A 26,686-nucleotide genomic window follows, 5' to 3' on the forward strand; every position below is an offset into this window, starting at 1 on the left:
CCCTCCTCGATCGTGCAGTCATCTTCAACGACCCGAGCCGCCCACCATTCCGGCCTCGGCATGCCGCCGACCAGCCCGGAAATTGGACATCTCGCCCCAGACGGCACACCCGGCCCCGCCGCCACCGGTCAAGATCCGAACAACATCGGGGAAACTGCCGCCTCCCTACACACGGAGGCCCCAACTTCACCGAAAGTGCGGCCTCCCCCAGCACGTCGCAGGGAGCACCACACCAGGGCGACTCCCTCTCGTGGAAGGGCCACAGCCTCGATGTGGCCTGACCGCCCGGAGCGGGGCACGGCGGGCCACGCCCGAAACCGCAACCACCGACGGAGCCCAGCCAACGACGACATCCGAGACGAGCGAAGCCCTACCGGTCGTCAGTCTCCTCGGAGACCCACCAACCACCCCGGTACAAGGTCCCCCGAGGCGGCTCCGCCGGAGCCGACCGGGACCGCCGCGACCGGCGCACCCGGCTGACCACGAACCAGCCGACCGCTCCGACGCAGACCACGATGACGACGTTCTGGAGCGTCCCGACGTACGCCTCGACGAGGTGCCAGTTCTCGCCGAGCAGGAACCCGGCCAGCACGAACGTGGTGTTCCAGATCAGGCTGCCCAGGGCGGTGTACAGCAGAAAGATCGGTACGGGCATGCGTTCGACGCCGGCCGGGATGGAGATGAGGCTGCGGAAGATCGGGATCATCCGGCCGAAGAAGACCGCCTTGACGCCGTGCCGGAGGAACCACGCCTCGGTACGGTCGACGTCCTCGAGCTTCACCAGCGGCAGCCGCGCCACGATGGCGCGCATCCGGTCCCGTCCGAGGGCCGCGCCGACGTGGTACAGGGCGAACGCGCCGAGCACCGAGCCGAGCGTGGTCCAGGCGATCGCGCCGGCCAGGCTCATCCGCCCCTGGCTGGCGGCGAACCCGGCCAGCGGCAGGATCACCTCGCTGGGGATGGGCGGAAACAGGTTCTCCAGGGCCACGGCGGCACCGGCACCCGGGCCGCCGAGCCGTTCGACCAGGCCGGTGACCCAGCCGACCGGTCCTTCGCCGGCGGGCTCCGCCGCCCGCGCAGTGCTGACACGGGGGCCGACCAGGAGCTGCGCGTTTCCGATCATCCGACAACGTTACGGGGCGCCGCCGCCATCGACCACGGAACGGGACGCGGCGGTGTGGTGGGGCGGCCGGTGGCCCGGTGCCACCGGCCGCCCCACGCGCTGGGAATGATCCGGATCAGTCCTGGTTGTCGTTGCCGCCGCCGCGCAGCGACTCGTACGAGTCGAGGATTTGCTGGAGGCGGGCGGCGGTGTCGGCGGGGATCTTCCCGTCGTCGGCGGCGTCGGCGACCCGCTCACGCAGGTCGTCGACCCGCTTGGCGCGGTCCTTCGGCTTGCCCCGGTCCAGCTCGGCGGCCTTCTTCCACAGGTCCTCGGCGATCTTGCGGTCGATCGTCCCGCCAGCCACGGCCTCGGCGAGCACGTCGGTGAACTGGGCGGCGAGTTGGCGCAGGTTGACCGGGGCCGGCGCGGTGCTGGGTTCGGTGGTGGCCGGCTCCGGCGCCGTGGACGACTCCGGCGCGGGTTCCTCGGCGGGCGCCCCGGTGCTCGGCGCGCCGGCCCCCGGGGGGTCGGAGGGGCCGTCGAGCAGCAGGGTGCCGAGCAGGCCGAGCAGGAGCACCAAGCCGGCCGCGACCAGCACCCCGATGAGCCGGTTCGACCGCGCGGGCGGGCGGGACACGGCCGGTGGCGGGCCCGGGCGTACCGGCGCGGCGGCCCGGTCGATGAGGGTCGGCGGATGCTCGGCCCGGATGACCGTGGGCAGGATCGCGGTCGGCGGATCGGCCGGCTGGCCGGCGCCGAACCGGGTGGCGAACTGGGCGGCGGTGGGCCGGTGGGCCGGGTCCACGGCGAGGCAGGCCAGGGTGAGATCGGCGAGGTCGGCGGGCAACCCGGGGACGTGCAGGGGCGGCACCGGGGGCTGCCGGTGCTGCACGTCGAGCACGTCCTCCCAGGTCTGCACGGGCAGCGGCGCCCGCCCGGTGAGGGTGCGGTAGAGCAGCACGCCGAGCGCGTACACGTCGCTGGCCGGGTTCGCCGGGCCGGGTTGCATCCGCTCCGGGGCGAAGTACGCGGGGGTGCCCATCAGCAACTCACCGGTCTGGCCGGCGAGGGGGTGCCGGGGCCCGGCGAGGGTGGCGATGCCGAAGTCGAGCACCTTCGCACCGGTCTCGGTGAGCATCACGTTGCCGGGCTTGATGTCGCGGTGCACCACGCCGATCCGGTGCGCCGCGGCGAGGGCGGCCGCCACCTGACCGGCCATCCGGACCGCCTCCGGCCAGGCGAGCGGGCCGCCGGCGAGCCGGTCGGCGAGGGTACGCCCCTCCACCAGCTCCATCACCAGGTACGGCACCACCGAGCCGTCGGGCAGCGTCGCCTCGCCGTAGTCGTAGACCTGGGTGACGTGCGGGTGGGTGAGCCGGGCGGCGGCGCGGGCCTCGCGCTGGATGGTGGCGCGCAGTTGCGGGTCGGCGGCGAGCTGCGTGGCGAGCGCCTTGACCGCGACGGGGCGGTGCAGCACCTCGTCGTCGGCGCGCCACACCTCGGACATCCCGCCGAGCCCGATGCGCTCGCGCAGAACGTACCGGTCGTGCAACCGCAGGGTGGGCGTGAACGGCGACATGGTGGTCCAGTCTGCCTGGCGCCCCGCACGCCGCACCAACCCGGTGCCCGGTCCCGCCCCGCCGGGGCGGGACTGGGCTGTTCCGGGCCGTCGCCCAGGTGGCGCCGGCCACCCGGGCGACGGCCCCTCGGCCCTGGGTCAGGGGCAGCAGGAGGGTGCGGGGGCCGGGCGGGGTTCCATGTGGTCGGCAAGCCGGCGCAGGGCGCCCGCGGCGGCCAGCCGGGTCGGCGCCAACCGGGGCGCGCGGGTCCGGTCGGGACGGACCGGCGCGTCGGGGCGGGCCGAGTTGACGTGACGCGTCACCGCGTCGACGGCGAGGACGAAACCGGTGGAGTGTTCCATGGTCAGCTCCTTGAGACAGGACCGGTGGAGGTGCGGACGACGAGTTCGGTGGGGAGCAGGACGTGCCCGTCGGCCGGGTCGGCCGGCGGTTCCAGCAGCAGTGCGGCGGCGAGGCGGCCCTTCTCCTCGGCCGGTTGACGGACGGTGGTGAGCCCGGCCGAGGCGGCCTCGGCGATGTCGTCGAAGCCGGTGACCGAGACGGGATGCACCGGCCGCGGTCCGACGCCGGCGAGCGCGTCGAGTACGCCGAGGGCGAGCACGTCGGAGCAGGCCAGCACGGCGGTGGGCGGCTCGTCGCCGGCCAGGCCGGCGGTAACGGCGGCGGTGCCGGCGGCACGGCTGTTGCCGGCGGCGTTGAGCACGGTGATGGCGGACCAGTGCACGCCGACGGCGGCGAACGCCTCGGCGAAGCCGGTGAGCCGGCCGCGCGTCGTCGGGTGCGTCGCGTCGGACGGGCCGGCCAGGCGGAGCGGTCCGGACGGGGCGTCGGGCAGCACGGTGTCGCCGAGGATGGCCACCCGACGGTGGCCGAGGGCGGCGACGTGGTCGGCGACGGACCGGGCGGCCGCCCGCTCGTCGATGCCGACGTAGCGGTCGTCCGGGCCGGCGTCCCCGCGCGGGGCGGTGGTGACGTACGGCAGCCCCCGGTCGCGGATCGCGTCCAGGACCCAGTCCTCGTCCCCCGCGCAGTAGACACAGAAGCCGTCGACCCCGGCGTCGTCGATGGCGGTGCGGACCCGGGCCCGCTCGGCGGGCAGCGGCACCAGCAGGAGGCTGGTGCCGTGCCGCTCGACCGCCTCGCTCACCCCAGTGAGGAAGCGCACCGCGAACGGATCGGTGAAGGCGTACGACAACCGGGAGGTGAAGAGGACGCCGATCGCGCCGACGAAGCCTCGGCGCAGCGAGCGGGCGGTCGGGTTGGGACCGGGATAGCCCAGGCGCTGCGCCGCGTCGAGGATCCTCGCCCGGAGCGCGGCCGAGAGCTGGTCAGGCCGGCTGTAGGCGTTGGAGACGGTGCTGCGGGACACGCCCACCGCGTCCGCGACGTCCTGCAGGGTCGGCTTCACTGTCAGCCCTTCTGAATCGATGCAGTAACTGAATCGATCCAGAGGCTACCCGCACGGGTCGGCGAGAGTCAATGGCCTTGGAGATGGCGACGACCCGGGCTTGCGCCGGGTGACCGTCGCGTACGTCCGGTCAAGGGACATGCCCGCGCCGCCGGGACACCCGGCGGCCGGTCAGCCCGGGTAGAGCTCGTCGCGGACCCGGCGGAGCAGCTCGGGGGTCCGCTCCGGTGGCGCGGCCTCGACGCAGAGCCGTTCCATGGCCAGCGCGTAGTAGTCGAGGTCGTCGCGCTTGTCCAGGTAGATGGCGCTGGTCAACTGCTCGATGTAGACGATGTCCGGGAGGTCCTCGTCGCCGAAGCGGAGGATGCTGAACGCGCCGCTGGCGGCGGCGTGGCCGCCGGCGGTGAAGGGCACGATCTGGAGCCGGACGTGCGGCGCGGCGGTCGCCTCGATCAGCGCGTCGAGCTGACCGCGCATCACCTCGGGGCCGCCGATCGGCCGGCGCAGGGCGGCCTCGTCGAGCACGGCCCAGAGCTGGGGCGGGTCGGTGCGGCGCAGCAACTCCTGCCGCTTCATCCGCAGGCCCACCCGCCGGTCGAGCTCCGCTGCCGAGGCGCCACGGTGGCCGAGCAGGATCACCGCCCGGGCGTATTCGGGAGTCTGGAGCAGGCCGGGGACGAACTGCAGCTCGTACGTGCGGATCAGCGCGGCCGCGACCTCCAGCCCCAGGTAGGACTGGAACCAGGTCGGCAGCACGTCGCCGTAACGGTGCCACCAGCCGGGGCTGTTCGCGTCCCGGGCCAGCTTGAGCAGCGCCCCCCGCTCCTCGCGGGCGGTGACGCCGTAGAGGGTGAGCAGGTCGGCGACGTCGCGCTCCTTGAAGCCGACCCGGCCCAGCTCCATCCGGCTGATCTTCGACTCGGACGAGCGGATCTCCCAGCCGGCGCTCTCCCGGCTCACTCCGGCGCCCTCGCGGAGCCGGCGCAGCTGCGCCCCGAGCAGCATGCGCAGCACCGTCGGCCCGCTGGCTGGACCTCCCTCGGTGGGCACCGTCGTCACCTGGCTGTCCTCCGCATGCCGACTGTCGCCAACCGGACGCCCCAGCCCGGCCGACGTGTAAGCATGCCATGGACCCTCAGTGAGGTGAACTCCTCCGGATGGCCGAGTCAGTTTCGTCGATGGAACTGAGGACCGGTGATCAGATGGTCGAAGTCACCGTCCCGCGCGCCGAGCACGAAGGCGGCGATCTCGTCCACGGTGTAGATCAGCGCCGGGCCGTCGGGGTGCCGGGAGTTGCGCACCGCGATCCCGGCGCCGCCGGGCAGTTCGGCCAGTTCGACGCAGTTGCCGCTCGGGTTGCTCCGGCGGCTCTTCTGCCAGCGCAGCGGTGGCAGCTCGCTGATGGGTACGCCGTTCTGGGGCTGCTGCATGGGGGGCGTCTTTCTGTGCGAAGAGCCGCCGATGCCGCGGGGAGGAGCGGTGGGTGGCGACGTGGTTCTGTCGACTCAGGACCGAGATGCACGTGCATCTGCTCTTGCATCCGCAATGGACAGCGAGCATGATAACGCACATGTGGTGTACCCATCTGTTCACTGTGGGTCACCCGATTCCCGGTCACGGCCGGGGAGGACACGGGGCTGGCCCGATCGGGTTCAGATCCCGGCCGGCAAGGCCGAGAGCTGCCGTGAAGGAGGGCGAGTGCCGGATCCGATGACCGTCGCCTCCGGCATTTCCGCCGCCGGCGCGCTCGTCTCCGCCTGGCAGCTGCGCCGCCGGGCGCTGCGTGCGGAGGCGGAGATCGATCTGCTCCAGGCCGAGCTGGCGGCCGAGCGGCACGCGGCCAGCCACGACCCGCTCACCGGGCTGCCGAACCGAAGAGCCTTCTTCCGGCTCGCGGCAGCCCTGCTGACCGACGCCGCCGGCGAGCCGTTGGTGGCGATCGTCCTCGACCTCGACGACTTCAAGGAGGTCAACGACCGCTACGGGCACGCCGCCGGCGACCAGGTGCTGATCAGCGTGGCACAGCGGTTGGCCGCGTTCGCCGGGGACAACCTCGTCGCCCGCCTCGGCGGGGACGAGTTCGCCGGGCTGCTGGCCAGCCCGGCGGTGGACCGGCGGTGGATCGAGCACGCCACCCGTCGCCTCTGCGAGGCGCTCGCCGCGCCGATCCCGCTCGGCGCCCGCACCGTGCGGGTGACCGCCTCCGTCGGGCTCGCCCCGGTGCACGGTCCGACCCAGCTGTCCGACGCACTCGGCCGGGCGGACGCGGCGATGTACCAGGCGAAGAGCGTCGGCGCGGCGCGGAGCCACCGCCAGCTCATGGACACCGCGCAGCTGGCCGAGTGCTGAGGGGTCGTCCGGCCGGCCGGTCGGCCGTTCAGTGGTCCCAGCGGCCCAGGTCGCGCAGTGCGCCACGGGCGAGGCTGACCAGACCCAACGGCGACAGCAGGCCGTCCACGATCCGCAGGGCGCGGACCCGGTCGGCCTCGGATCGGCCGGCGTCGGCCACGTCCGCCGACCAGCTCCACAGGTCGTCCAGCGCCCGCACCCCGAGGTGGTAGGCGAGCCGGACCGGATCCGGCTGGACCGGGCCGTAGCCAGCGCGGAACGCGGCCTCGTCCACCCGGCCCTCGGAGGCGAACGCCGGCCCACCGCCGAGCACGAACATCAGGTCGCGTTCCCGCGGGGCGAGCACCGCGTCGTCCCAGTCGATCAGCCAGACCTGCCCGCCCGGGCCGAGCAGCAGGTTGCCCAGGTGCGGGTCGCCATGGCACACGACCAGCTCCGCCGGCCGGAGCCGCAGCTCCGCGCCGAGCCGGTCGACCCGGTCCAGCAGCCGGGCGACATCGGTGCCCGCCGCCAGCCAGTGGGCGGCCACCTCCCGGGTCCACCGGTCGGCGGAGTCGTCGACCGCCCGCAGCCGCCGGTCGGTCTCGCGCACCGCCGCCGCGGTCGCCGCATGGGTGTGATCCTCCCGGGGCAGCCCGGCCAACTCGTCGGTCACCGGCACCGCGTGCGCGGCGGCGAGGACCGCGCCGTACCGGCGCCAGTGGGCGGGACGCATGCCGTCGGCGTCGGCCCGCTCATCGGAGAGCCACGGCACCACGGTGAGCCGGCGTCCGTCGTGGACGGCGCTCAGCCGCCCGTCCCGGGTGGTCAGCGGCGCCGGCACGCCCGGTACGCCCCGCCGGGCGAGCCGCGCGGTCACCACCAGCCCGGCCGGCGTGCCACCGCCGCTGAGCTTGACCGCGTACTCATGGCCGTCCCGGGTGCTGACCCGCCACAGCACGGCCGCGGGATCCGCGCCGAATTCCACGGGCACGGCCGCCACCACGGTGAGCCCGAAGGCCTCGGCGACCCGGGCGGCGAGCCGGTCGTCCACGTGCCCCCCGTCAGCGCCAGCCGTAGCCGGCGCGCAGCGCCTGGCCCACCCGGTCGAACCGTGGCCGGTCCAGCACTGCGCCCTCGCGGCGGATGCCGTCCTCGCGCATGGTGAGCACCCGGTCGAGGCGTACCCAGCTCGGGCGCTTGTCCCGGTCCCACTCCCCCGGACCGAGGGCGAGCCAGTGCCGCTGGCCGTCCCGATCGCTCTGGCTGGAGAGCATCAGCCCGAACAGTGTCCGGCTCTGCCGGCCGACCACCAGCACCGGACGGTCCTTGCCCTGGCGGGGGTCGTCCTCGTACGGGACCCAGGTCCAGACGATCTCCCCCGGGTCGGCCTGCCCGTCCAGCTCCGGGGCGTACATCAGCTCGCGCCGCTGGAGCGCCGTGACCTGACGGGGCCTGGCCGGCTGGGCCGGAATGCGCCCGGCGGTAAGGGCGGGCGCGACCGCGCCCCCGGTGATCCGGCCGAGCCGGGACGCCACACTCCTCAACAGACCAGCCACGGCCGGCAGCCTATCGTCCGTCCGCACCCGGCGCGCGCTCCAGACCGGTGGGAAACCCGGTGGCCGCGGGGCGGGACGGTCCGCGACGATCCTCCGGTGACCGTTCCCACCCGCCAGATCCGGGCCGCCTTCACCGCCGACACCGTCACCGTCTACCAGGCGTACGGCCCGGAGATCGCCGAGCCGGCGCTGGCCGCCGGCCGGTTCGTGCCGCCGTTCAAGCGGGAGCGGATGACCTGGATCAAGCCTTCGTTCCGGTGGATGATGTACCGCTGCGGCTGGGCTCGGAAGCCCGGGCAGGAGCGGGTACTGGCCGTGGAGATCACCCGGACCGGCTTCGAGTGGGCCCTGGCGCACGCCTGCCTGAGCGGCTACGACCGCCGGCTGCACGCCGACCGGACCGCCTGGAGCCGGCAGCTGCGCACCAGCCCGGTACGGGTGCAGTGGGACCCGGAGCGGTCCCTGCGGCTGGCGCCGCTGCCGTACCGCGCGGTGCAGGTGGGCCTCGCCGGCGAGGCGGTGCAGCGGTACGTCGACGAGTGGCTGGTCGGCCTCACCGATGTCACGCCGCTGGCCCGGGCGGTGCACGACCGGCTCACCGCCGGCGACGAACCGGGTGCGGCCGCCCTGTTGCCGGTGGAGCGACCGTACCCGCTCCCGGTCGAGGTGGCCCGGGTGGTCGACGCCAGTTCGGACTGAAGCGCGGAGGCCACCGCCCCACCGGGGTGGTTGACTCGGTCCTGTCGGGAGCGGAGGTGGTCGGCATGACCTTCGAGGTACGCACGCGCAGCCTGCCGGGCCGGCCGGCGGCAATCGGTTCGGCGGGAGCTTTCACCCTGGTGGTGGACCGCCCGGCGGACGGTGGCGGGGACGGGCTCGGCTTCAACGGCGGGCAGCTGCTCTATCTCGCCGTCGCCGGCTGCGTCTCCAACGACCTGTTCCGCGAGGCCCGGGCGGCCGGGATCACCCTGCACCGGGTCGAGGTCACCGTGCACGGCGGCTTCGCCGGCGATCCGCCCGTCTCCACCGATGTCAGCTACGACGTACGGGTCGACGGCGACGCGAGCGAGGCGCGGCTGCGGGAACTGGTGTCCCTGGTCGACGCGATCGCCGAGATCCCCAACTCGCTGCGGCGGGGCACCGCGGTGCGGCTGCGCCATGCCGAAGTGACTGCCACCGCCGACGCCGGTTGACGGCCGGGAGGAACGATGACTCCGGAGTTACCCCGCGACCTGCCGGTGATCGAGCGCAGCGCGGTCCGGCTGGTGGTGCTCGACGCCGCCGAGCGGCTGCTGCTGTTCCACACCCGCGACCCGGACCACCCCCGCCTCGGCACCTGGTGGGAGCTGCCCGGCGGCGGCCTCGACCCCGGGGAGACGTACCTCGACGCGGCGGTGCGAGAGCTACGCGAGGAGACCGGCATCATGGTCACGCCGTCCGACGTGGGCGCACCGACCTGGCGGCGGCGGGCCAGCTTCATCCACCGCCAGCTGCGCCACCTGCAGGACGAGGTGATCGTGCCGGTACGGCTGCCCGGGCGCGGACCCGACGTGGACGAGGCGGACCGGCTGGACTACGAGGTGGAGGACTACTTCGACTTCCGCTGGTGGCCGGTCGCCGAGGTCGTCGCCGCCCGGCCGCGCTGCTATCCCGGGCGGCTGCCCGCACTGCTGCCGGCGTTCCTGGCCGGCGAGGAGATCGACGAGCCGTTCGAGCTGTGGTCGTGACGCCGGCCGCGGCAACGGCGTGACGTAACCGGCGGCAACCGGCACAGTGGAGCTGTGAACCCTCTCCACGAAGCCCTCGCCCACTACGCCGAGCGGCTGCACCGCGCCGCCGGGGACGCGCACCACGTCGCCTCCCCGCTCGGTGCCTGGCTGCTCCTCGCGCTCACCGGCCCCGCCGCCACCGGCGACGTCCGCAGGGCGCTGGAGGAGGCGCTCGGCACCGACGTGGATCGCGCCGCCGAGGCGGCCCACGCGCTGCTGGCCGCGCCGCACCCGCTGGTCGCCGCGGCCACCGCGCTGTGGGAGCGGACGCCCTTCGCGGGGCTGGACGGCTGGCGCGCCACCCTGCCGCCGACCACCGAGCGCGGCCCGCTACCCGGCCAGGCGGCGCTCGACGCGTGGGCGCGGGAGCACACCGACGGCCTGATCGACCGGTTCCCGATCGGCGTCGCGCCGGAGACGCTGCTGATCCTGGCCAGCGCGTTGGCCACCAGGGTGTCCTGGGCGAGCCCGTTCCAGGTGACGTCGGCCGACCAGCTCGGCCCGGGCAGCGCGTGGGCGAGTCGGCTGAGCCGGGTGCTGCGTACTCCCGGGCGCGGCCACCGGTGCTGGATCGCGGCCACCGCACGGGCCGGTGACGTCGCGGTGCACGCCGCGCCGGCTCGGCCGGAGCCCACCCCCGACGGGGAGGCCGGCCTGCTGGTGGTGTCGGTCGCCGCCGCGCCGGACGTGCCGGCGCCGGACGTCCTCGCCGCTGCACAGGAGATCGCCGCCGGTGCCGCCACCGCCCCGGACGGGATCGGACCGGGCCGGCGATCGCTGTACGACCTGCCCCTGGGCGACACCCCGCTGTGGGCGCTGCGGGAGGAGACCACCCGCACGTTCGCGCGCGACGGCCGGGAGGAGTGGGCCACCGCCGTACTGCCCTGCTGGGCAGCGGAGAGCCGGCACGACCTGACCCCGGCCGGGTTCGGCTTCGACGCCGCCGCGCGAGCGCTCGGCACGCTGCTCGGCCCGACCGACCTGCCGTACGAGGCGGTCCAGTCCGCGGTGGCCCGCTACGGCCGGTACGGCTTCGAGGCCGCCGCGGTGACCGGGTTCGCCGTGGCGACCGGCCTGCCGCCGGAGGGCGTCGCCCGGGTGGCGGAGCTGCGGTTCGGTCACCCGTACGCGGTGGTGGCGGTGGCCACCGACGCCGCGGGCGGCCCGTGGCACGGCCTGCCGGTCTACTCGGCCTGGGTGGCGCAGCCGCAGGAGCTGCCCGAGGACGAGCTGGCGGACCCGCCGACGCAGTGGTGAGCCCGGGGCCTCCGGTCACGCGGCCGGAGGCCCCGCGGGCCACGTCAGGCGGCGACCCCCTCCGGCTCCCGTTCGGCGGCCCGAGCGGCGAGGCGCCGTTCCCGTTCCTGGGCGCCGATCAGGTCGTCTGGGAGGGAGTCCTCCACCTCCAGGTCGAAGCGACGCAGCAGGCGGATCGCGAAGCCGCCGAGCGTGACCAGGACGAGGGCCAGCCCGAAGCAGACGTACGCGAAGCCGATGCCCCGGCCGGGACCGGTGCCGATCACCGCCCCCACCGACCCGGCGAGCGCCCCGCCCGGGGCGAGCATCGGCTCGAACAGGGCGGTGGCGCCCGGCGCGAGCAGCGCGAACCCGATGGGCAGGGTGGACCAGGCGATGGTCTGGTTGAGACTGAACACCCGGCCGTGGAACCGCTGCGGCACCTTCACCTGGACGATGGTCGCGTAGATCGACTGCGCGGTGGTCATCGCCATGGCCAGCCAGCACATGCCGACGCAGATCATCGCCACCGAGGCGTCCAGGCCGATCAGCACGCAGCCGATCGCGGTGCCCAGGTTGGCGACCAACACACCGATCATCCGCCGCCGGCGCGGGCCGCCCCAGAGCGACATGAGCACACCGCCGGCCACCGCGCCGACCGCCTCGGCCAACGCGACCTGCGCCACCTGGGTGGGGGTGCCGAAGGAGAGCACCAGCGGGGTGACGAGCACCAGGGCGGGGGCGAGGAAGATGTTGCCCAGCGCAAAGTAGCCGAGCATCAGCCGGAAGCCGCGGTGCTGCCAGGAGTAGCGCAGGCCGTTGGCGATGGCCACCAGGAGCCGTTCCCGGGGCCGCCAGCCGAGCAGGTCGGGGAAGCGGACCACGGCCAGGGTGAGCACCGCGAGCACGTAGCTGGCCACGTCGACGAGCAGGATGCCCTTGAGCTCGATGGCGGCGAGCAGGCCGGCGGCGAAGACCGGCATCAGCAGGGTGGCCACGCCGGTGGAGAGCTGGGTGATGCCCATCGCGTGGCCGAGGTAGCGCTTCGGCACCAGCTGCGGCACCGCCGACTGGAAGGCGATCCGCTGGAACGAGCCGGCCACGGAACTGAGCGCCACCAGCACGTAGATGTGCCAGAGCGCGAGGTTGTCGGTCCACAGCAACGCGGCCAGGACCAGCTGGATCGACCCGGCGACGGAGCTGGCCAGCATCATGATCCGGCGCCGGCTGACCCGGTCGACGAGCGCGCCGGCCACCGGGAGCATCAGCACGCCGCAGATCAGCGCGAGCGCCCAGAGCAGGCCTAGGTCGGCCACCGACCCGGTCCGGTTGAACAACCAGATCGGCAGGGCGAACGCGGTCAGCGCGGAGCCGGTGCTGGAGACGAGCTGCCCGACGGTGATCGCCAGGAACCGGCCCATGCTGGGCTTGACCGTGGCCTTGTCCGGCAGCTCCGCCGCGTCGACCCGCAGGTGGTCGAGGACCGCCCAGCCGGCGTCCTCGCCCCGCGCCTCGGGGGCGAGCGCCGAGACGTCCCCGGCGACGACCGCCGGGTGGACCAAGGTCACGATCTCGGCCAGCTCCTCGGCCCGGTACTTGAGGAAGAAGTGGCCGGCCTGGTCGAGGACCACCAGCCCGAGGGTGTCACTGAGGAACTGCCACTCGGCGTACCGCTCACGGTAGTAGTCGGTGACCGGGTCCTCGGAGCCGACCACGGAGATGATCGGGGCGCGCAGCTTCGTCGCCCGCTGGTCGAGCAGGCGGGTGAAGTACTCCTCCGAGGCGCGGGAGTCGGCCCGCATGTTGCTGATGATCCGGTCGGCCTGCTCCGGGTCCAGCTCGTCGGTGTCCACGCCCATCGACTTGAGCCAGCTCGCGTAGTGCTTGTTGCTGCGCAGCTGCTCCAGTCGGTTGCGCAGGGTCGCGAAGAGGCCCTTCGGGCGGGCGAACGGGAACATCGCGCCGATGTAGACGGCCTCCAGGTCACGCCCGGCGGCCTCCACCTTGCGGGCCACCTCGGCGACGATGGCGCTGCCCACGCCGCAGTGGCCGTAGAGGGCGATCGGTCCCTCGACCCGCTCCAGGATCTCGTCGGAGACCCGGGTGGTCAGCTCGTCGAAGGGCAGCGCGTCCTCGCTGAGGCCGACGTCGTGCCCGGGGATGGCCAGGGACCACAGGGCGTGGCCGGCCGGCAGCGCGTCGGCGAGCGGCTGGTAGACGATCGCGCTGCCGCCGCCGTACGGGACACAGACGTGGGACCGCACCCGCCTGCCGGCGGGAATCGGCTTGGTCAGCTCGTAGAGCAGCCGGCGCGGGCCCTCCTCGACGGCGTCGCCGGAGATGAACGCGGCCAGCTCGCGGATGGTCCGCTGCTGGAACAGGTCCATCACGCCGACGGGTCGGCCGCCGTGCTCCGCCTTGCGGATCTTCGCGACCACCTGGGTGGCGAGCATGGAATGCCCGCCCAGGTCGAAGAAGTCGTCGTCGATGCCGAGGGTGTCGACGCCCAGCACCTCGGACCAGATGGCGGCGAGCATCCGCTCGGTGTCGTCGCGCGGCTCGACCAGCGCCACCGACGCCTCGCGGGTGACCACCGGCGCGGGCAGCGCCTTGCGGTCGAGTTTGCCGTTGGGGGTCAGCGGCAGCGCGTCGAGGGCCACGAACGCGGCCGGCACCATGTACTCCGGCAGGGTCTCCTTCAGCGCGGCCTTCAGGGCGGCATGCTCGGCGGGTCCGACGAGGTACGCGGTGAGCCGCTTGTCGCCGGGGCTGTCCTCGCGGACGATCACCGCCGCCTCGGTCACCCCGGGCTGTTCGCGCAGCGCGCTCTCGATCTCACCCAGTTCGATACGCAGGCCGCGCAGCTTGACCTGGTGGTCGAGCCGGCCGAGGAACTCGATGACGCCCGCGGGCCGCCCGGCCGCCGCGGCGCCGGTCGCGGTGGTCGCCGGGTCGGCCGCGCTCTCCGGTGCGGTCGCGGCGGCGCCGGCCGCCTTCGGCGCGAGCACCCAGCGGGCCAGGTCACCGGTGCGGTAGAGGCGGGCGCCGGGTTCGCCGGAGAACGGGTCGGGGACGAACTTCTCGGCGGTCAGCGCCGGCCTGCGGTGGTATCCGCGGGCCAACCCGACCCCGCCGATGTACAGCTCACCCGCGACGCCCACCGGGCACTCGTCGCCGGCCTGGTCGAGCACGTGCAGGCGCAGGTTGGCGATCGGCGCGCCGATCGGCACGCCGGCCAGCCCGGCCAGCAGCGCCGGGTCGCAGGGCCAGGCGGTGACGTCGATCGCCGCCTCGGTGGGGCCGTACAGGTTGTGCAGCCGGCACCAGGGCAGCCGGGCGGTGAAGTCGACCGCGGAGGCCGGCGGCAGTTCCTCGCCGGAGCAGATCACCCGACGCAGCGCGGTGGCCGCCTCGATCCCCTCCTCGGCGAGGAAGACGGTGAGCATGGAGGGCACGAAGTGGGCGGTGGTGATCCGCTCGGTGATCAGCAGGTCCCGCAGGTAGCCGGCGTCCTTGTGGCCGCCGGGCTTCGCCAGGACCAGCCGGGCGCCCTCGCGCAGCGGCCAGAAGAACTCCCACACCGACACGTCGAAGCTGGCCGGGGTCTTCTGCAACACGGCGTCGTCGGCGCCGAGGCGGTACGCCTTCTGCATCCAGTCCAGCCGGTTGACGATGCCCCGGTGGGTGTTCGGCACGCCCTTGGGCCGGCCGGTGGACCCGGAGGTGTAGATGACGTACGCCAGGTGCTCGGGGCCGGCGGTCGGCTGCGGGTCGGTGCTGGGCTGGTCGGCCCAGGCGGCCGGATCGTCCAGGGCGACCATGGTGGCGGCGGTGGCCGGCAGCACCTCGCGGAGATGCTCTTGGACCAGCACCACCGGCGCGTCCGCGTCCGTGACCATGAAGGCCAACCGGTCGGCCGGATACTCCGGGTCCAACGGCAGGTACGCGCCGCCGGCCTTGAGCACGCCGAGCAGGCCGGCGACCAACTCGACGGAGCGTTCCGCGCAGACCCCGACCAGGGTCTCCGGGCCGATGCCGGTGGCGCGCAGCCGGTGCGCGATCCGGTTGGCGGCGGCGTTCAGCTCGGCGTACGTCAGGCTGCGCCCGTTGATGGTGACCGCGACCGCGTCGGGGGTGGCGGCGGCGCGCTCCTCGATGGGGCCGTGCAGCGTCTGCGCACGCGGGAAGTCGCCGGCGGTGTCGTTCCAGGCCGCCAGCAGCGCCCGCTCCTGGGCGGGAAGCAGCTCCAGGCGGGAGACCGGGGTGTCCGGCGCGGCGACGATCGACGCCAGCAGGGTGGTCCAGCGCCGGGCCATCCGCTCGACGGTGTCCCGGGTGAACAGGTCGGTGTTGAAGACCAGCTTGCCCCAGAGCCCGTCGACCGTCTCCACCGCGTGCAGCTCGAAGTCGAACCGGGTGGCCCGCAGCTCCATCGGGGTCCACTCGAAGCTGACCTCGTCGGCCCGCGAGAGGCCGGTGAACCGGCCCATCTCGTAGTTCTGCAGCACGAACATGGCCTGGAACACCGGGGACCGGCTCACGTCGCGGGGCAATCCCAGCTCGTGGACCACCTTGGCGAACGGCACGTCGGCGTGCTCGAAGCCGTCGAGCACGGTGCGCCGGGTGCGGTCCAGCAGCTCGGTGAAGGTCGGGTCGCCGGCCAGCTCCGACCGCAGCGGCAGCATGTTGATGAACATGCCGACCACGTTCTCCAGCTCGGGCGCGGACCGGCCGGCCACCGACGCGCCGACGGCGAAGTCGTCCTGACCGGCGTGGCGGGCCAGCAGCACCTGGTAGGCGGCGAGCAGCGTCATGAACAGGGTGCCGCCGCTGTCCCGGGTGAGTTCGTTGAGCCGTTCGGTGGCCGCCGGGTCGAGCTGGAACTCGACGAAGTCCCCCCGGTAGGTCTGGGTGGCCGGGCGGGGCCGGTCCAGCGGCAGCTCCAGCGGGGTGATCCCGGCGAGGCGCTGCTTCCAGTAGTCGACGTGTGCCCGGGCCTGCGGGCCGTCCAGCTCCTGCGCCTCCCAGACGGCGAAGTCGCCGTACTGGACGGGCAGGGTGGGCAGCTCACCGCCCCGATAGCGGGTGATCAGGTCGCGCAGCAGCACGTCCACCGACCAGCCGTCCCCGACGATGTGGTGCATGCCGAGGAACAGCACGTGGTCGTCGGCGACGCTCATCCGGTCCGGGGGAGTGCCGTCTTGCGGCGCGGAGGCCGGATTATCGTCGTCAGCCAACCGGACCAGCAGGGCGCGCAGCAGCGGCCCGTGGGCCAGGTCGAACGGCTCGGCGGCGGCCGCGTCGACCAGGGCCTGGCTCCCGCCAACGGCGTCCACGATGGAGAATGGGACCTCCACCGTCTCCTCGATCACTACGGTGGGACGTCCGTCGGAGTCGGCGGGGAACCGGGTCCGCAGCGACTCGTGCCGGGCGGTCAGCGCCCCCAGGGCGGCACGCAGCGCGTCGACGTCGAGCGGGCCGCGGACCCGCAGTGGCACCGCGATGTGGTACGCCGCCTCGCCCGGGGCGAGCTGGTCCATGAACCAGACCCGCTCCTGGGCGTAGGACAGCGGCACCTCGGCATCGGCGGGCCGGGGCGTGATCCGGGCCGCCGGGGCGGCCTGACGGGCGCGCAGCCGCCGGGCGATCAGCGCCTGCCGGGCCGCTTCCCGGGCCGGATCCTTCAGGTCGGTCATCAGCTGGTTTCCTCTTCCGCCGCGAGCAGCGCGGCGACCTCGGTGTCGGAGAGCCCGTCGAGTTCGGCGGCGATCCGCTGCTCGATCTGGGCAGCCAGGTCCGCCACCACGGGGCTGCTGAACAGCGCCCGCATCGGCAGTTCGACGTCCACCTCGGCCCGGATCCGGGCCATCGCCCGCATGCCGCGCAGCGAGTTGCCGCCGAGGGCGAAGAAGTCGTCCAGGGCGCCGACCTTGTCCACCTGGAGGATCTCGGCGTACACCTCGGCGACCAGGGCCTCGGCCTCGGTGCGGGGGGCGACGTAGCCGTCCTCGGCCGGAACGGCGGCGGCCGGGGCGGGCAGTGCGGCGCGGTCCAGCTTGCCGTTCGGCGTCAGGGGCAGCGCGTCGAGCCGGACCAGCGCCGCCGGGATCAGGTGCGTGGGCAGCTCCCGGGCCAGCTCGGCGCGGACCGACTCCTCGTGGGCCGGGCCGACCAGATAGCCGACCAGCACCGGCTCGCCCGAGTCGGTACGCACCGCGGCGGCGGCCGCCCGGACGTCGGGGTGGGCCAGCAGGGCGGCCTCGATCTCGCCCAGCTCGATCCGCATGCCGCGCACCTTCACCTGGTCGTCGCGGCGGCCCAGGTACTCCAGGGTGCCGTCGAGGCGCCGGCGGGCCAGGTCGCCGGTGGCGTACATCCGCTCGCCGGCCGGGCCGTACGGGCAGGGCAGGAAGCGCTCGGCGGTGAGGCCGGGCCGGCGCAGGTAGCCGCGGGCCAGCTGGGTGCCGGCGACGTACAGCTCGCCGACCACGCCGGGCGGGACCGGTCGCAGGGCCGCGTCGAGCAGCAGCGCCCGGGTGTTCCAGGTGGGCGTGCCGATCGGCACCGGCCCGGCCGGGACCGGCTCACCGGGGGCGATCCGGGCGGCGACACAGCCGACGGTGGCCTCGGTCGGGCCGTACTCGTTGATCACCGCGACGTCGGGATACCCGGCCCGCCATCCGGCGAGCTGCTCGCCGGTGAGCGCCTCGCCGCCGATCACCAGGTCGGCGGTGGGCGACAGCTCGCCGTCGAGCAGCGCCAGGTGGCTCGGGGTGACCTTGAGGAAGGCGGGCCGGCCACCGACCCGGGCCGCCGGCTCGTCGATCGCGGCGAGCCGGACCGTGCCGCCGGCCGTGAGCGTGCCGAGCAGGCCGGTGACGGTGAGGTCGAAGGAGACGGGCGAGTGCAGCAGCGCCGTGCCGGCCAGGCCGGGGTAGGTGTGCCGGGCCCAGGCCAGGTAGGCGGTCACCGCCCGGTGCTCCACCACCACGCCCTTCGGGCGGCCGGTGGAGCCGGAGGTGTAGAGCACGTACGCGGGGTGTTCGGGGCGCAGCGGGGCGCGCCGCTCGGCGTCGGTGAGATCGTCGCCGGCCTGGTCCGAACCCACCTCCCCGTCCAGCACCAGCGCGCCGGCCGGCACCAGCGCGGCGGTCTCCGGGGTGGCCACCACCAGGATCGGTTCGGAGTCCTCGAGGAGGTACGCGATCCGACCGGCCGGGTACGCGGTGTCCACCGGGACGTACGCCGCGCCGGACTTGAGCACGGCGAGGATCGCCACCACCAGCTCGCAGGAGCGGGGCAGGGCGAGCGCGACGCGACTCTCCGGGCCGGCGCCCCGGGCCACCAGCAGCCGGGCGAGCCGGTTGGCGGCGGTGTTCAGGTCGGCGTAGGTCAACGGCACGCCGTCGGAGACCAGGGCGGTGGCGTCCGGGGTGGCGGCGGCCTGCCGCTGCACCTCGTCGACCACGGTGGACGGCGACACCTCGGGCGCGCTGTCCGTCCCGGAGCCGAGCACCAGGTCGCGTTCGGTGTCGGTGAGCAGCGGCAGCGCGGCGACCGCCCGCTCCGGGTCGGCGACGACGGCGGTGAGCAGCCGGACGTACCGATCGACGACCGCCTCGGCGGTGGCGCGGTCGAACAGTGCGCTCCGGTACACCAGCCGGCTCTCGCCGGTGGTGATGTCGAACGCCAGGTCGTCCTTGGTGGTGCCCAGCTCCACGGGGTCAAGGCCGGAGTCGGGGATGAAGTTCAGCGCGGTCTGGAAGATCGGCTGCACCGACGGGTCGCGCTGCGGATCGATCGCCTCGACGATCCTCTGGAACGGGGTCTGCCCGTGCTCCATCGCGTCGACCAGGCCGCCGCGGACCCGGCCGACCAGCTCGGCGAAGGTCGGATCGCCGGAGACGTCGCAGCGCAGCGCCACCGGGTTGACGAACATGCCGATCAGCGGGCTCAGCTCGGCACTGTCCCGGCCGGCGGTGGAAACCCCGACCACCACGTCGGCGTCGCCGGAGATCCGGGACAGCAGCGCCGCGAAGCCGGCCAGCAACACCATGTACGGCGTGGCCGCCGCGCCGGCCGCGAGGGCGCCGACCCGGTCGAGCAGCCCCTCGGGCAGGTCGAACCGCACCTCGTCGCCGGCGAAGCCGAGCTGCGCCGGGCGGGGCCGGTCCAGCGGCAGGCCGGTCACCGCCGGCGCGCCGGCCAGGTGGCCGGTCCAGAAGGCGAGCTGGCGGTCCAGCTCCGCGCCGGTGAGCTGGTCGCGCTGCCAGACCGCGAAGTCGGCGTACTGGATGGACAGCTCGGGCACGGCCGGGTCCGCGCCGGTCAGCGCGGCCTCGCTGAGCGCGCCGAGTTCCCGGTGGAACAGCACCGCCGACTGGCTGTCGAAGACCGCGTGGTGCACCACGAACACCAGCGCCCAGGTGTCGTCGAGGCGGACCAGCCGGGCCCGCCACAGCGGCGGGGCGTCCAGCGGGATCGGGCTGCGGGCCAGGTCCTGGCGGAGCGCCTCGAACGCCGCGAGGCGCTCCGGCTCCGGCAGGTGCCGCAGGTCGTCGGTGGGGATCGGGACGGGCTCGTGGGCCCGCACCACCTGCGTCAGGGCGCCGTCGTCGACCCGCAGATGGGTCCGGAGCGCCTCGTGCCGGGCCACCACCTGGTTGACGATGTCGCCGGCGGTGTCCGCGTCGATCCCGGCCGGGAAGCGCCACGGGACGGAGACGTTGTATACCGGCGAGCGGACGTCGAGCTGGTTGGCCATCCACACCCGCTCCTGCGCGAAGGAGGCCGGGAAGGTCCATTCCTGGGTCATCGTTGCCCCCTTTCGTTCCCGACTGCGGGGCTCCGCTTCGCTGCACTCCTCGCGCTCACTGGCCTGCCTCGCGTACCGAGCGGGGCCGCATGTCGGTCCAGACGGTGTCGACGTGGGCCAGACACTCCTCACGGCTGCCGGCGAAGCCGGCGTCGTGCCAGCCCGCGGGGAGATCCCGGTCGGCCGACCAGATCGAGTACTGCTCCTCGTCGTTGCGCACGACCAGGAATCGGGGTTCGGCCATCTCAGTTCGCTCCAGGGGTGTCGGGGGTGTGCGGTTCGGCCATCGCGACGGCGATCTTGCGGGGGCCGGTGAACGGCTCCCGCCCGTGCGCGGCGGTCATGTTGTCCACCACCAGCACGTCGTCGCGCTGGTAGTCGAAGCGGACGGTCGCGGCCCGGTAGGCGGCGCGCAGGTGGTCCACGACATCGGCGGGGATCTCGCCGCCGTCGCCGTAGTAGGTGTTGGACGGCAGCCCGTCGGCGCCGAACATGGCCAGCAGCCCCTCCTGGTAGTCCTTGGGGAGGGTGGTGAGGTGGAAGAAGGTGGCGTGGTTGAACCAGCGGGGGGCGTCCGAGCCGGGCCGGTGGTGGACGACGTCCCGGACCGCTCGGGTGCGCAGGCCGTCCCTGCCGACCCACTCCACGGTGATCCCGTTCGCCTTCGCGTACGCCTCGACCTCGGCCCGGTTCTCGGTGTTGAACACCTCCTGCCAGCGGGTGCCGAAGTCGCCGTGGAAGTTGCGCACCAGCATCCAGCGCCGGCGGATGAACTCCTCGCGCACCGCCGGGTCGATCTCGGCGTACACCCGGCGCACGTCGGCCAGCGGGGTGGCGCCCTGGGTCTTCGGCGGGGTGATGCAGTAGAAGAACAGGGTCAGCGGCCAGCGCGCCTGGTACGAGTTCTCGTTGTGCAGGAAGATCTCCTCGTCCGGCGGATAGTCGGTCGAGGTGTAGACCCGGCCCTTGATGGAGTGCCGGGGCGAGGAACGTTCCGTGTAGGTCAGCGGTTCGCCGGACAGGGCACGGACCACCCGGTCGAAGCCGTCCACCCCGCCGACGTCGAAGCCGCGGAAGAGCAGCCCGCCGTGCTCGGCGAGGGCGGCGCGCAGCTCGGCACGCCGGGCGTCGATCAGGTCGGTCAGGACTCGGCCGTCGTTCTCGATGACCACCGGAAGCGTGGCAATCGTGTCGCTCATGCGGCCACCTCGCTCCGCTCGGCGGCCGCACGAGTCTCCACGGCACTGCGCTTGATGATTCGCTCGCTGCGCTCGCTCATGGTGCGGTGTCTCCTGTTCTTCGTGGTCACGCGCGGGGCAGTCGCGGGATGGCCGGGATCGCCGCCGGCGCGGCCGGCTGGTCGGCGGGCTGGGCGGCGCGCAGCTCCTCGATCCGGGCGGCCAGGCCGGCGACCGTGGGGGTCTCGAAGAGACTGCGCATCGGCAGCCGCACCCCGGTGGCCTTGCGCATCGCGGCGATGAGCTGCACCGCGACCAGCGAGTTGCCGCCGAGGGCGAAGAAGTCGTCGGCCACGCCGACCTCCGCCACGCCGAGGCCGTCCCGCCAGACCTGGGCGATGGTCTGCTCCAGCTCGGTGGCGGGCGCGGCCGAGCCACCGCCGGTGACGGTCGGCGCGGAGGCCGCCGGCTCGGCGTCGGCCTCCAGGCTGTCGGTGGTCACCCGGGCCGCCCGTCGGCGGATGTCGGCGACCGTGCGGGTGGCGATGACCACCTGCGCGCCGAGCCCCGCGGTGAGGCTGCGGCGGAACGCCTCCGCCCCGTCCACCGGCCGGATGTCCTCGGTCAGCGGGGCCGGGCCGGCCTCGGCCACGGCGGCCGGGGTGTCGGCCAGGCCGCCGGTGACCGCACCCTGGTCGACCCGGCGCAGCACGAAGTCGTTGATCGCGACGAGTTCCCGGCCCGCGTCGTCCGTCAGGGACAGGTCGGCGGCGACCACCTCGTCGGTGGCGCTGGCCCGGTGCCGCAGGTGGCTGTGGAAGCTCGCCGGCAGCGCCCCGCGCACCACGATCCGGCCGTACGACAGCGGCAGGTAGGTGCCGGAGCCCTGGCCCCGGCCGAACGCGGTGGCCACGTCCAGCAGGGCCGGATGCAGCCCCCACGAGGACAGGTCGCCCAGCGCGGTGGCAGGCGCCTCGACCCGGGCCAGCTCCTCCCCCTCGCCCAGGTGGTGCTCGGCCAGCCCGGCCCAGCGCGGCCCGAAGGTGAGCATGCTGGTCCGGCCCCGGCCGAACGACGCGTCGTCGTCCACCCGCCGCCCGGCGACCGCCGGCGGGCGTGCCGGCGGAGCCGGCTCCTCGGTCCAGCCGGCGGCACCCCGCACGTGGGTGCGCAACTGGCCGGCGGCGAGGCTCGCGACCGCGAAGTCCACCCCGTCCACGGCGGGGATCAGCTCCACCCGGTACTGGGCGACCGTGCCGTCGGGCACCGAGAACGGCTCCAGGAAGACGACGTCCCGCAGCTCCACCGCCGCCTGCGGGCCAGGGGCGGGCAGCGCGGCGGCCACCGCGGCGCGCACCGACTCCAGGTGGGCGGTGCCGGGCACCACCGGCACCCCGCCGATCCGGTGCTCGTCGAGCAGCCAGTGCGTACTGGCCGAGACCAGGCCGTGCAGCACGGTGCCGTCCGGGCCGGCCACCTTCGTGGTCAGCACCGGATGGTCCACCGGGCTGGTGACGGTGTCCCGGCCGGCGGCCCGGAACGCGGCCGGCGCATCGGTCTCCACGGCCATGCCGACCTCGGCCCAGCCGCCCCAGTTCTGCGACACCACGGGTGCGCGGAAGCCGACGCCGGCCCGCGCGAACGCGTCCAGGAAGGCGTTCGCCGCGCAGTAGTCGACCTGGCCGAAGCCACCGATCACCGCGGTGACCGAGGAGCAGAGCACCACGAAGTCCAGCGGCAGGTCGCCGAAGACCTGGGCGAGGGCGAGGGCACCGGCCAGCTTCGGGGCGAGCACCCGCTCCGCCTCGGCCCGCTCCTTGATCTCCACCATGCCGCCACCGGGCAGGCCCGCCGCGTGCACGATGCCGTCCAGCCCACCGAACCGGCCCTCGGCCGCCTCGCGTACCCGGCGCAGGTCGGCCGGGTCGATGACGTCGGCGGCGACCACCAGCACCTCGGCCCCGGCCGCCTCCATCCGGCGGATCGCCGCGATGGCCCGACCGGCCCGGTCGACTCCGCCGTGCACCGCCAGGTGTTCGTCCCAGCGGTCCCGTTCGGGCAGGCCGGAACGGGCCAGCAGCACCAGCTTGGCGCGTACCCGGCGGGCGAAGTCCTCGGCCAGCGTGACGCCGATGCCGCCGAGACCGCCGGTGATCAGGTAGCGACCCTCCTCGCGCAGCGCGCCCGGCTCACCCTCGGCGTCCACGGTGACCTGCTCGTAGCCGGCCACCCAGCGCCGGTCGCGGCGCACCGCCACCTCCGGCTGCTCCGGGTCGACCGGGCTGCGCAGCTCGCCGACCACGGCGTTGACGTCGCGGGCGGCGGCGTCAGCATTGACCGCGCTGACGGTGAAGTCCGCGTCGACCAGCCGGACGGTGAGGCCGGGCAGCTCCACCGGCAGCACCCGGGCCAGGCCGGCGAGGGTGGCGTGCTCCGGTCGGACCAGGTCGTCGCCCCGGACGTCGCCGATGCCGGCGGTGACCAGGTCGAGGGTGAGGCCGGGCTCGTCGGTGGTCAGGCCGGCGCCGGCGAGCGCCTGCACCAGGTGCAGCGCACTGAAGAAGCCCCGGTCCTGGGCGGCCCAGGCGGCGTCGAGGTCCGCCCCGGCCGGCTCCCCGTCGAGGGCGTACGCGTGCACCAGGCGACGCGGCAGGCCGGCGCCGAGCGCGGCGACCAGGGCCTCGTGGTCCTCCCGGGCGCCAGGGCGCAGCCGGAAGCCGTCGGCGGTGGTGGTGAAGGCGTCGCCGGCGCGTACCACGATCGGGTCGTCGCCGGCGGCCCGCAGCGAGGCGACCAGTTCCTCGCCGCGCGGGCCGTCGGCCAGGACCAGGCAGCGGCCCAGCGGCTCGATGGTCCGCGCCGGGGCGGCCTGCCGCCACACCGGCACCGCGAACCATTCCGGCAGCGCCCGGGGCCCGGTCTCGGCCGGGGCCGCCGCCACCTGCTCCACCGGGTCCGGGTCGACCCAGTAGCGGCGCCGTTCGAACGGGTACGTGGGCAGCGGCACCCGCTGGGCGTCCGGGTCGACGGCCAGCCGCACCGGCAAACCCGCGCACCAGAGCGCGCCGGCGGTGCCGAGCAGGGTGGCCAGGTCCCCGGTGGACTCGCCCGGGCCCGGCAGGCTGCCCAGCGGGGTGAGCTTCCGCTGCGCCTCGGGCGCCTTGGCGACCTGCATCCGGGCCAGGTTGGCCAGCTGCCTGCCGGGGCCGCACTCGAGCAGCGCCCAGGTGCCTTCGGCGAGCAGGGTGGCCACGCTGGCACCGAAGCGGACCGGCTGGCGCAGGTGCGCCGCCCAGTACGCCGGGTCGGTGGCCTGCGCCTCGGTGATCCAGGTGCCGGTCACGTTGGACAGGAACGGCACGGCCGGCGGGCGCAGCGGCACGGTGGCCAGCAGCGCGGTGAACTCGTCGAGGATCGGCTCCATCATCGGCGAGTGGAACGCGTGCGAGGTGCGCAACATCTTGCTCTTGCCCTTGAGGGTGGCGGCGAACTCCTCGACGGCCGCCGTCTCGCCGGCCACCACGCAGGTGCCCGGGCCGTTGACGGTGGCGATGGCGAGCCCCTCTGGCAGCCGGTCGGCGACCGCCGACTCGTCCAGCGCCACGGCCAGCATCGAACCGGCGGGCAGGGAGTGCATGAGTCGGCCGCGGGCGGCCACCACCCTCAGCGCGTCCGGCAGGCTGAGCACGCCGGCGACGGTGGCGGCGACGTACTCGCCGATGGAGTGGCCGATCATCGCGGCCGGGGCCACCCCGGCCCGCTGCCAGGCGGCGGCGAGCGCGTACTCGATGGTGAACAGGGCCGGTTGGGTGTAGCGGGTCTCCGTGAGCTTGTCCCCCGCCTCCGGGTCCCGGCCGAGGATGAGGTCGCGGATGTCCAGCCCCAGCTCGGGGCGGAGCAGTTCGGCGCACTCGTCCACGGTGGCCGCGAAGGCCGGGTCCTCGGCGTAGAGCTGCGCGCCCATGCCGGCGTACTGGGAGCCCTGACCGGAGAACAGGAAACAGACGGCCGGGGCTGGACGGTCGGTCAGACCGCGATGCCCGCGCCGCGAGTCGCGGAGAGCGGCCGCCGCGGTGGGGAGGTCGGTGGTGACGACGGCGGCGCGGTGCGGATAGTCCTGGCGGCCGACGCGCAGGGTGTGCGCGACGTCGGCGAGCAGCCCAGCGCCGCCTCCGGCGCTGCTGAGCAGCTCGGCGCCGCCTCCGCCGCCGTTTTCCAGGTGGTCGGCGAGCCGCCGCACCGCGCTGTCGAGGGCGGTCGGGGTCTTCGCCGACAGCTGGAGCAGGTGCGCCGGGCGGACCCGCCGCTCCGCCCGGTACGCGGCCGGCGCCTCCTCCAGCACCACGTGCGCGTTGGTGCCGCCGATGCCGAACGAGCTGACGCCGGCTCGGCGCGGCACCCCGTCGGTGTCCCACTTGGTCAGCGTGTTCGCCAGGTAGAACGGGGTGTCGGCGAAGTCGATCGCCGGGTTCGGCGTCTCGTAGTTGACGGTCGGCGGGATCAGGCCGTGCTCCATGGCGAGCACCGTCTTGATCACACTGACGATGCCGGAGGGCTGACTGAGGTGGCCGATGTTGGACTTCACCGAGCCGATGCCGCACCAGGCCCGGTCGTCGGTGTCCTTGGTGTACACCGCGGAGAGGGCGGCGACCTCGATCGGGTCACCCAACGCGGTGCCGGTGCCGTGCGCCTCGACGTAGCTGATGGTGCGCGGGTCGATCCCGGCCATGCCGACCGCCTGGGCCACCGCCTCCATCTGGCCGTCGATGCTGGGGGCGGTGAAGCCGACCTTGCCGGCGCCGTCGTTGTTGATCGCGTTGCCGAGCACCACCGCGCGGATGGTGTCGCCGTCGGCGACCGCGTCGGAGAGTCGCTTGAGCAGGGTGACCCCGGCGCCGCTGCCCCACACCGTGCCGTTGGCGCCGGCGTCGAACGGGCGGCACCGGCCGTCCGGGGAGGTGAAGCCGTCCATGCCGAGGTAGCCGACGTGCGGTAGCTCGATGTTGACCCCGCCGGCCAGTGCCATGTCGCACTCGCCGTTGCGCAGCGCCTCGCAGGCCAGGTGGAACGCGACCAGCGAGGTGGAGCAGGCGGTGTGCACGGTCAGGCTCGGCCCGCGCAGGTTCAGCCGGTACGACACGTTGGTGGCGACGTAGTTCGGCGAGTTGCTGGTGGCGATGGAGACCGCGCCGTGCGGGCTGCCGCCGACCCGCTTGTTCCGGAGGACGTACCGGTGCAGGTAGGTGTTGCCGCCGGTGCCCGCGTACACGCCGATCGCGCCGTCGTAGCGGGCCGGGTCGTAGCCGCCGTCCTGCAGCGCGGTGTAGCAGCTCTCGAGGAAGAGTCGGTGCTGCGGATCGGTGATCTCGGCCTCGCGGGCGGTCATCCCGAACAGGCCGGCGTCGAACTCGTCGTAGCCCTCAACCAGCGGGGCCCGGTTCACCCAGCTCGGGTCGTCGACCTCCTCGGCGGTGGCGCCCCGGGCGAGCTGCTCCTCACGGGTCAGCTCGGTGACCGACTCGACGCCGTCGACGAGGTTGCGCCAGAACTCCCCGACGTCTGTGGCGCCGGGCAGGCGGGCGGCCAGCCCGACGATCGCGATCGGCTCGATTCCGTCGTCGGTGGGGTGCTCCGTGGCGATCTCGTTGTTCATCGGGGTCGTCCTTCGGTTGCGGGTGCCGGGGTGGCCGGCGGGGAGGGTTACGGCG

The 26,686-nt window shown here is 74.2% G+C and carries 18 protein-coding genes; 5 read left to right on the top strand and 13 right to left on the bottom strand.

Going from position 1 to position 26,686, the window contains the following annotated elements; genetic code table 11:
- Nucleotides 1-370: 370 nt before the first annotated feature.
- From ACNAVT_RS22165 to ACNAVT_RS22190, 6 genes are all read right to left on the bottom strand, one after another.
- Entirely contained in the window at nucleotides 371-1,123 is a 753-nt protein-coding gene (locus tag ACNAVT_RS22165) for a DedA family protein (protein WP_416299056.1), read from the bottom strand.
- A gap of 115 nt (nucleotides 1,124-1,238) precedes the next feature.
- A complete protein-coding gene (locus ACNAVT_RS22170; protein WP_416299057.1) occupies nucleotides 1,239-2,684 on the bottom strand; it encodes a protein kinase domain-containing protein in 1,446 nt (481 codons plus the stop codon).
- Nucleotides 2,685-2,822: 138 nt separating this feature from the next.
- On the bottom strand, nucleotides 2,823-3,026 hold the full coding sequence (locus ACNAVT_RS22175) for a hypothetical protein (protein ID WP_416299058.1): 204 nt from the start codon (nucleotides 3,024-3,026) through the stop codon (nucleotides 2,823-2,825).
- A gap of 2 nt (nucleotides 3,027-3,028) precedes the next feature.
- A complete protein-coding gene (locus ACNAVT_RS22180) occupies nucleotides 3,029-4,093 on the bottom strand; it encodes a LacI family DNA-binding transcriptional regulator (protein ID WP_416299059.1) in 1,065 nt (354 codons plus the stop codon).
- Nucleotides 4,094-4,264: 171 nt separating this feature from the next.
- Nucleotides 4,265-5,152 (bottom strand): helix-turn-helix domain-containing protein, encoded by an 888-nt coding sequence (locus ACNAVT_RS22185; protein ID WP_416299060.1) that lies wholly within the window; start codon nucleotides 5,150-5,152, stop codon nucleotides 4,265-4,267.
- A 107-nt stretch (nucleotides 5,153-5,259) separates the two neighbouring features.
- Complete coding sequence (locus ACNAVT_RS22190; protein WP_416299061.1) at nucleotides 5,260-5,523, bottom strand: DUF397 domain-containing protein; 264 nt, start codon at nucleotides 5,521-5,523, stop codon at nucleotides 5,260-5,262.
- 268 nt (nucleotides 5,524-5,791) lie between these two features.
- Between ACNAVT_RS22190 and ACNAVT_RS22195 the strand changes: the two genes are divergently transcribed.
- The gene (locus tag ACNAVT_RS22195; RefSeq protein ID WP_416299062.1) at nucleotides 5,792-6,442 is read left to right on the top strand and encodes a GGDEF domain-containing protein; all 651 of its coding nucleotides are present in this window, start codon (nucleotides 5,792-5,794) and stop codon (nucleotides 6,440-6,442) included.
- A gap of 28 nt (nucleotides 6,443-6,470) precedes the next feature.
- Here ACNAVT_RS22195 and ACNAVT_RS22200 read toward each other — a convergent pair whose 3' ends face one another.
- Together ACNAVT_RS22200 and ACNAVT_RS22205 are read right to left on the bottom strand one after the other, a co-directional pair.
- Complete coding sequence (locus ACNAVT_RS22200; RefSeq protein ID WP_416299063.1) at nucleotides 6,471-7,475, bottom strand: phosphotransferase enzyme family protein; 1,005 nt, start codon at nucleotides 7,473-7,475, stop codon at nucleotides 6,471-6,473.
- 10 nt (nucleotides 7,476-7,485) lie between these two features.
- Nucleotides 7,486-7,980 carry a type II toxin-antitoxin system PemK/MazF family toxin gene (locus ACNAVT_RS22205; RefSeq protein WP_416299064.1) on the bottom strand — a complete coding sequence of 165 codons (495 nt, stop codon included), beginning with the start codon at nucleotides 7,978-7,980 and terminating at the stop codon, nucleotides 7,486-7,488.
- Between the two features lie 96 nt (nucleotides 7,981-8,076).
- On the opposite strand from ACNAVT_RS22205, the gene ACNAVT_RS22210 reads away from it, so the two are divergent.
- The 4 genes from ACNAVT_RS22210 (at nucleotide 8,077) to ACNAVT_RS22225 (ending at nucleotide 11,006) form a co-directional block, all read left to right on the top strand.
- Nucleotides 8,077-8,679 carry a DUF4291 domain-containing protein gene (locus tag ACNAVT_RS22210; RefSeq protein ID WP_416299065.1) on the top strand — a complete coding sequence of 201 codons (603 nt, stop codon included), beginning with the start codon at nucleotides 8,077-8,079 and terminating at the stop codon, nucleotides 8,677-8,679.
- 65 nt (nucleotides 8,680-8,744) lie between these two features.
- Nucleotides 8,745-9,173: an OsmC family protein gene (locus tag ACNAVT_RS22215; protein WP_416299066.1), complete on the top strand. Its 429-nt coding sequence runs from the start codon at nucleotides 8,745-8,747 to the stop codon at nucleotides 9,171-9,173.
- Between the two features lie 15 nt (nucleotides 9,174-9,188).
- Nucleotides 9,189-9,707 carry an NUDIX hydrolase gene (locus ACNAVT_RS22220; RefSeq protein ID WP_416299067.1) on the top strand — a complete coding sequence of 173 codons (519 nt, stop codon included), beginning with the start codon at nucleotides 9,189-9,191 and terminating at the stop codon, nucleotides 9,705-9,707.
- A gap of 54 nt (nucleotides 9,708-9,761) precedes the next feature.
- Nucleotides 9,762-11,006: a hypothetical protein gene (locus ACNAVT_RS22225; protein WP_416299068.1), complete on the top strand. Its 1,245-nt coding sequence runs from the start codon at nucleotides 9,762-9,764 to the stop codon at nucleotides 11,004-11,006.
- A 44-nt stretch (nucleotides 11,007-11,050) separates the two neighbouring features.
- Here the strand turns inward: ACNAVT_RS22225 and ACNAVT_RS22230 are convergent, their stop codons facing one another.
- The 5 genes from ACNAVT_RS22230 to ACNAVT_RS22250 all read right to left on the bottom strand — a co-directional run bounded on the left by ACNAVT_RS22230 (nucleotide 11,051) and on the right by ACNAVT_RS22250 (nucleotide 26,631).
- Nucleotides 11,051-16,681, bottom strand: coding sequence for an amino acid adenylation domain-containing protein (locus ACNAVT_RS22230; protein WP_416299069.1), 5,631 nt, complete (start codon nucleotides 16,679-16,681; stop codon nucleotides 11,051-11,053).
- Nucleotides 16,681-19,800: a non-ribosomal peptide synthetase gene (locus ACNAVT_RS22235; RefSeq protein ID WP_416299070.1), complete on the bottom strand. Its 3,120-nt coding sequence runs from the start codon at nucleotides 19,798-19,800 to the stop codon at nucleotides 16,681-16,683. The genes ACNAVT_RS22230 and ACNAVT_RS22235 overlap by 1 nt, the downstream gene beginning before the upstream one ends.
- A 55-nt stretch (nucleotides 19,801-19,855) precedes the next feature.
- Nucleotides 19,856-20,044: an MbtH family protein gene (locus ACNAVT_RS22240; RefSeq protein WP_416299071.1), complete on the bottom strand. Its 189-nt coding sequence runs from the start codon at nucleotides 20,042-20,044 to the stop codon at nucleotides 19,856-19,858.
- A 1-nt stretch (nucleotide 20,045) separates the two neighbouring features.
- Nucleotides 20,046-20,999 carry a TauD/TfdA family dioxygenase gene (locus ACNAVT_RS22245; RefSeq protein WP_416299072.1) on the bottom strand — a complete coding sequence of 318 codons (954 nt, stop codon included), beginning with the start codon at nucleotides 20,997-20,999 and terminating at the stop codon, nucleotides 20,046-20,048.
- 106 nt (nucleotides 21,000-21,105) lie between these two features.
- Nucleotides 21,106-26,631, bottom strand: a complete 5,526-nt coding sequence (locus ACNAVT_RS22250; RefSeq protein WP_416299073.1) for an SDR family NAD(P)-dependent oxidoreductase — start codon at nucleotides 26,629-26,631, stop codon at nucleotides 21,106-21,108.
- Between the last annotated feature and the right edge of the window lie 55 nt (nucleotides 26,632-26,686).

Source organism: Micromonospora sp. SL4-19 (genome assembly GCF_047921475.1).
GTDB lineage: Bacteria > Actinomycetota > Actinomycetes > Mycobacteriales > Micromonosporaceae > Micromonospora.

Coding starts and splice junctions, on each gene's coding strand:
- ACNAVT_RS22165 (WP_416299056.1), bottom strand. CDS start 1,123: ATGATCGGAAACGCGCAGCTCCTGGTCGGCCCCCGTGTCAGCACTGCG.
- ACNAVT_RS22230 (WP_416299069.1), bottom strand. CDS start 16,681: ATGACCGACCTGAAGGATCCGGCCCGGGAAGCGGCCCGGCAGGCGCTG.
- ACNAVT_RS22235 (WP_416299070.1), bottom strand. CDS start 19,800: ATGACCCAGGAATGGACCTTCCCGGCCTCCTTCGCGCAGGAGCGGGTG.
- ACNAVT_RS22175 (WP_416299058.1), bottom strand. CDS start 3,026: ATGGAACACTCCACCGGTTTCGTCCTCGCCGTCGACGCGGTGACGCGT.
- ACNAVT_RS22190 (WP_416299061.1), bottom strand. CDS start 5,523: ATGCAGCAGCCCCAGAACGGCGTACCCATCAGCGAGCTGCCACCGCTG.
- ACNAVT_RS22215 (WP_416299066.1), top strand. CDS start 8,745: ATGACCTTCGAGGTACGCACGCGCAGCCTGCCGGGCCGGCCGGCGGCA.
- ACNAVT_RS22220 (WP_416299067.1), top strand. CDS start 9,189: ATGACTCCGGAGTTACCCCGCGACCTGCCGGTGATCGAGCGCAGCGCG.
- ACNAVT_RS22240 (WP_416299071.1), bottom strand. CDS start 20,044: ATGGCCGAACCCCGATTCCTGGTCGTGCGCAACGACGAGGAGCAGTAC.
- ACNAVT_RS22250 (WP_416299073.1), bottom strand. CDS start 26,631: ATGAACAACGAGATCGCCACGGAGCACCCCACCGACGACGGAATCGAG.
- ACNAVT_RS22245 (WP_416299072.1), bottom strand. CDS start 20,999: ATGAGCGACACGATTGCCACGCTTCCGGTGGTCATCGAGAACGACGGC.
- ACNAVT_RS22170 (WP_416299057.1), bottom strand. CDS start 2,684: ATGTCGCCGTTCACGCCCACCCTGCGGTTGCACGACCGGTACGTTCTG.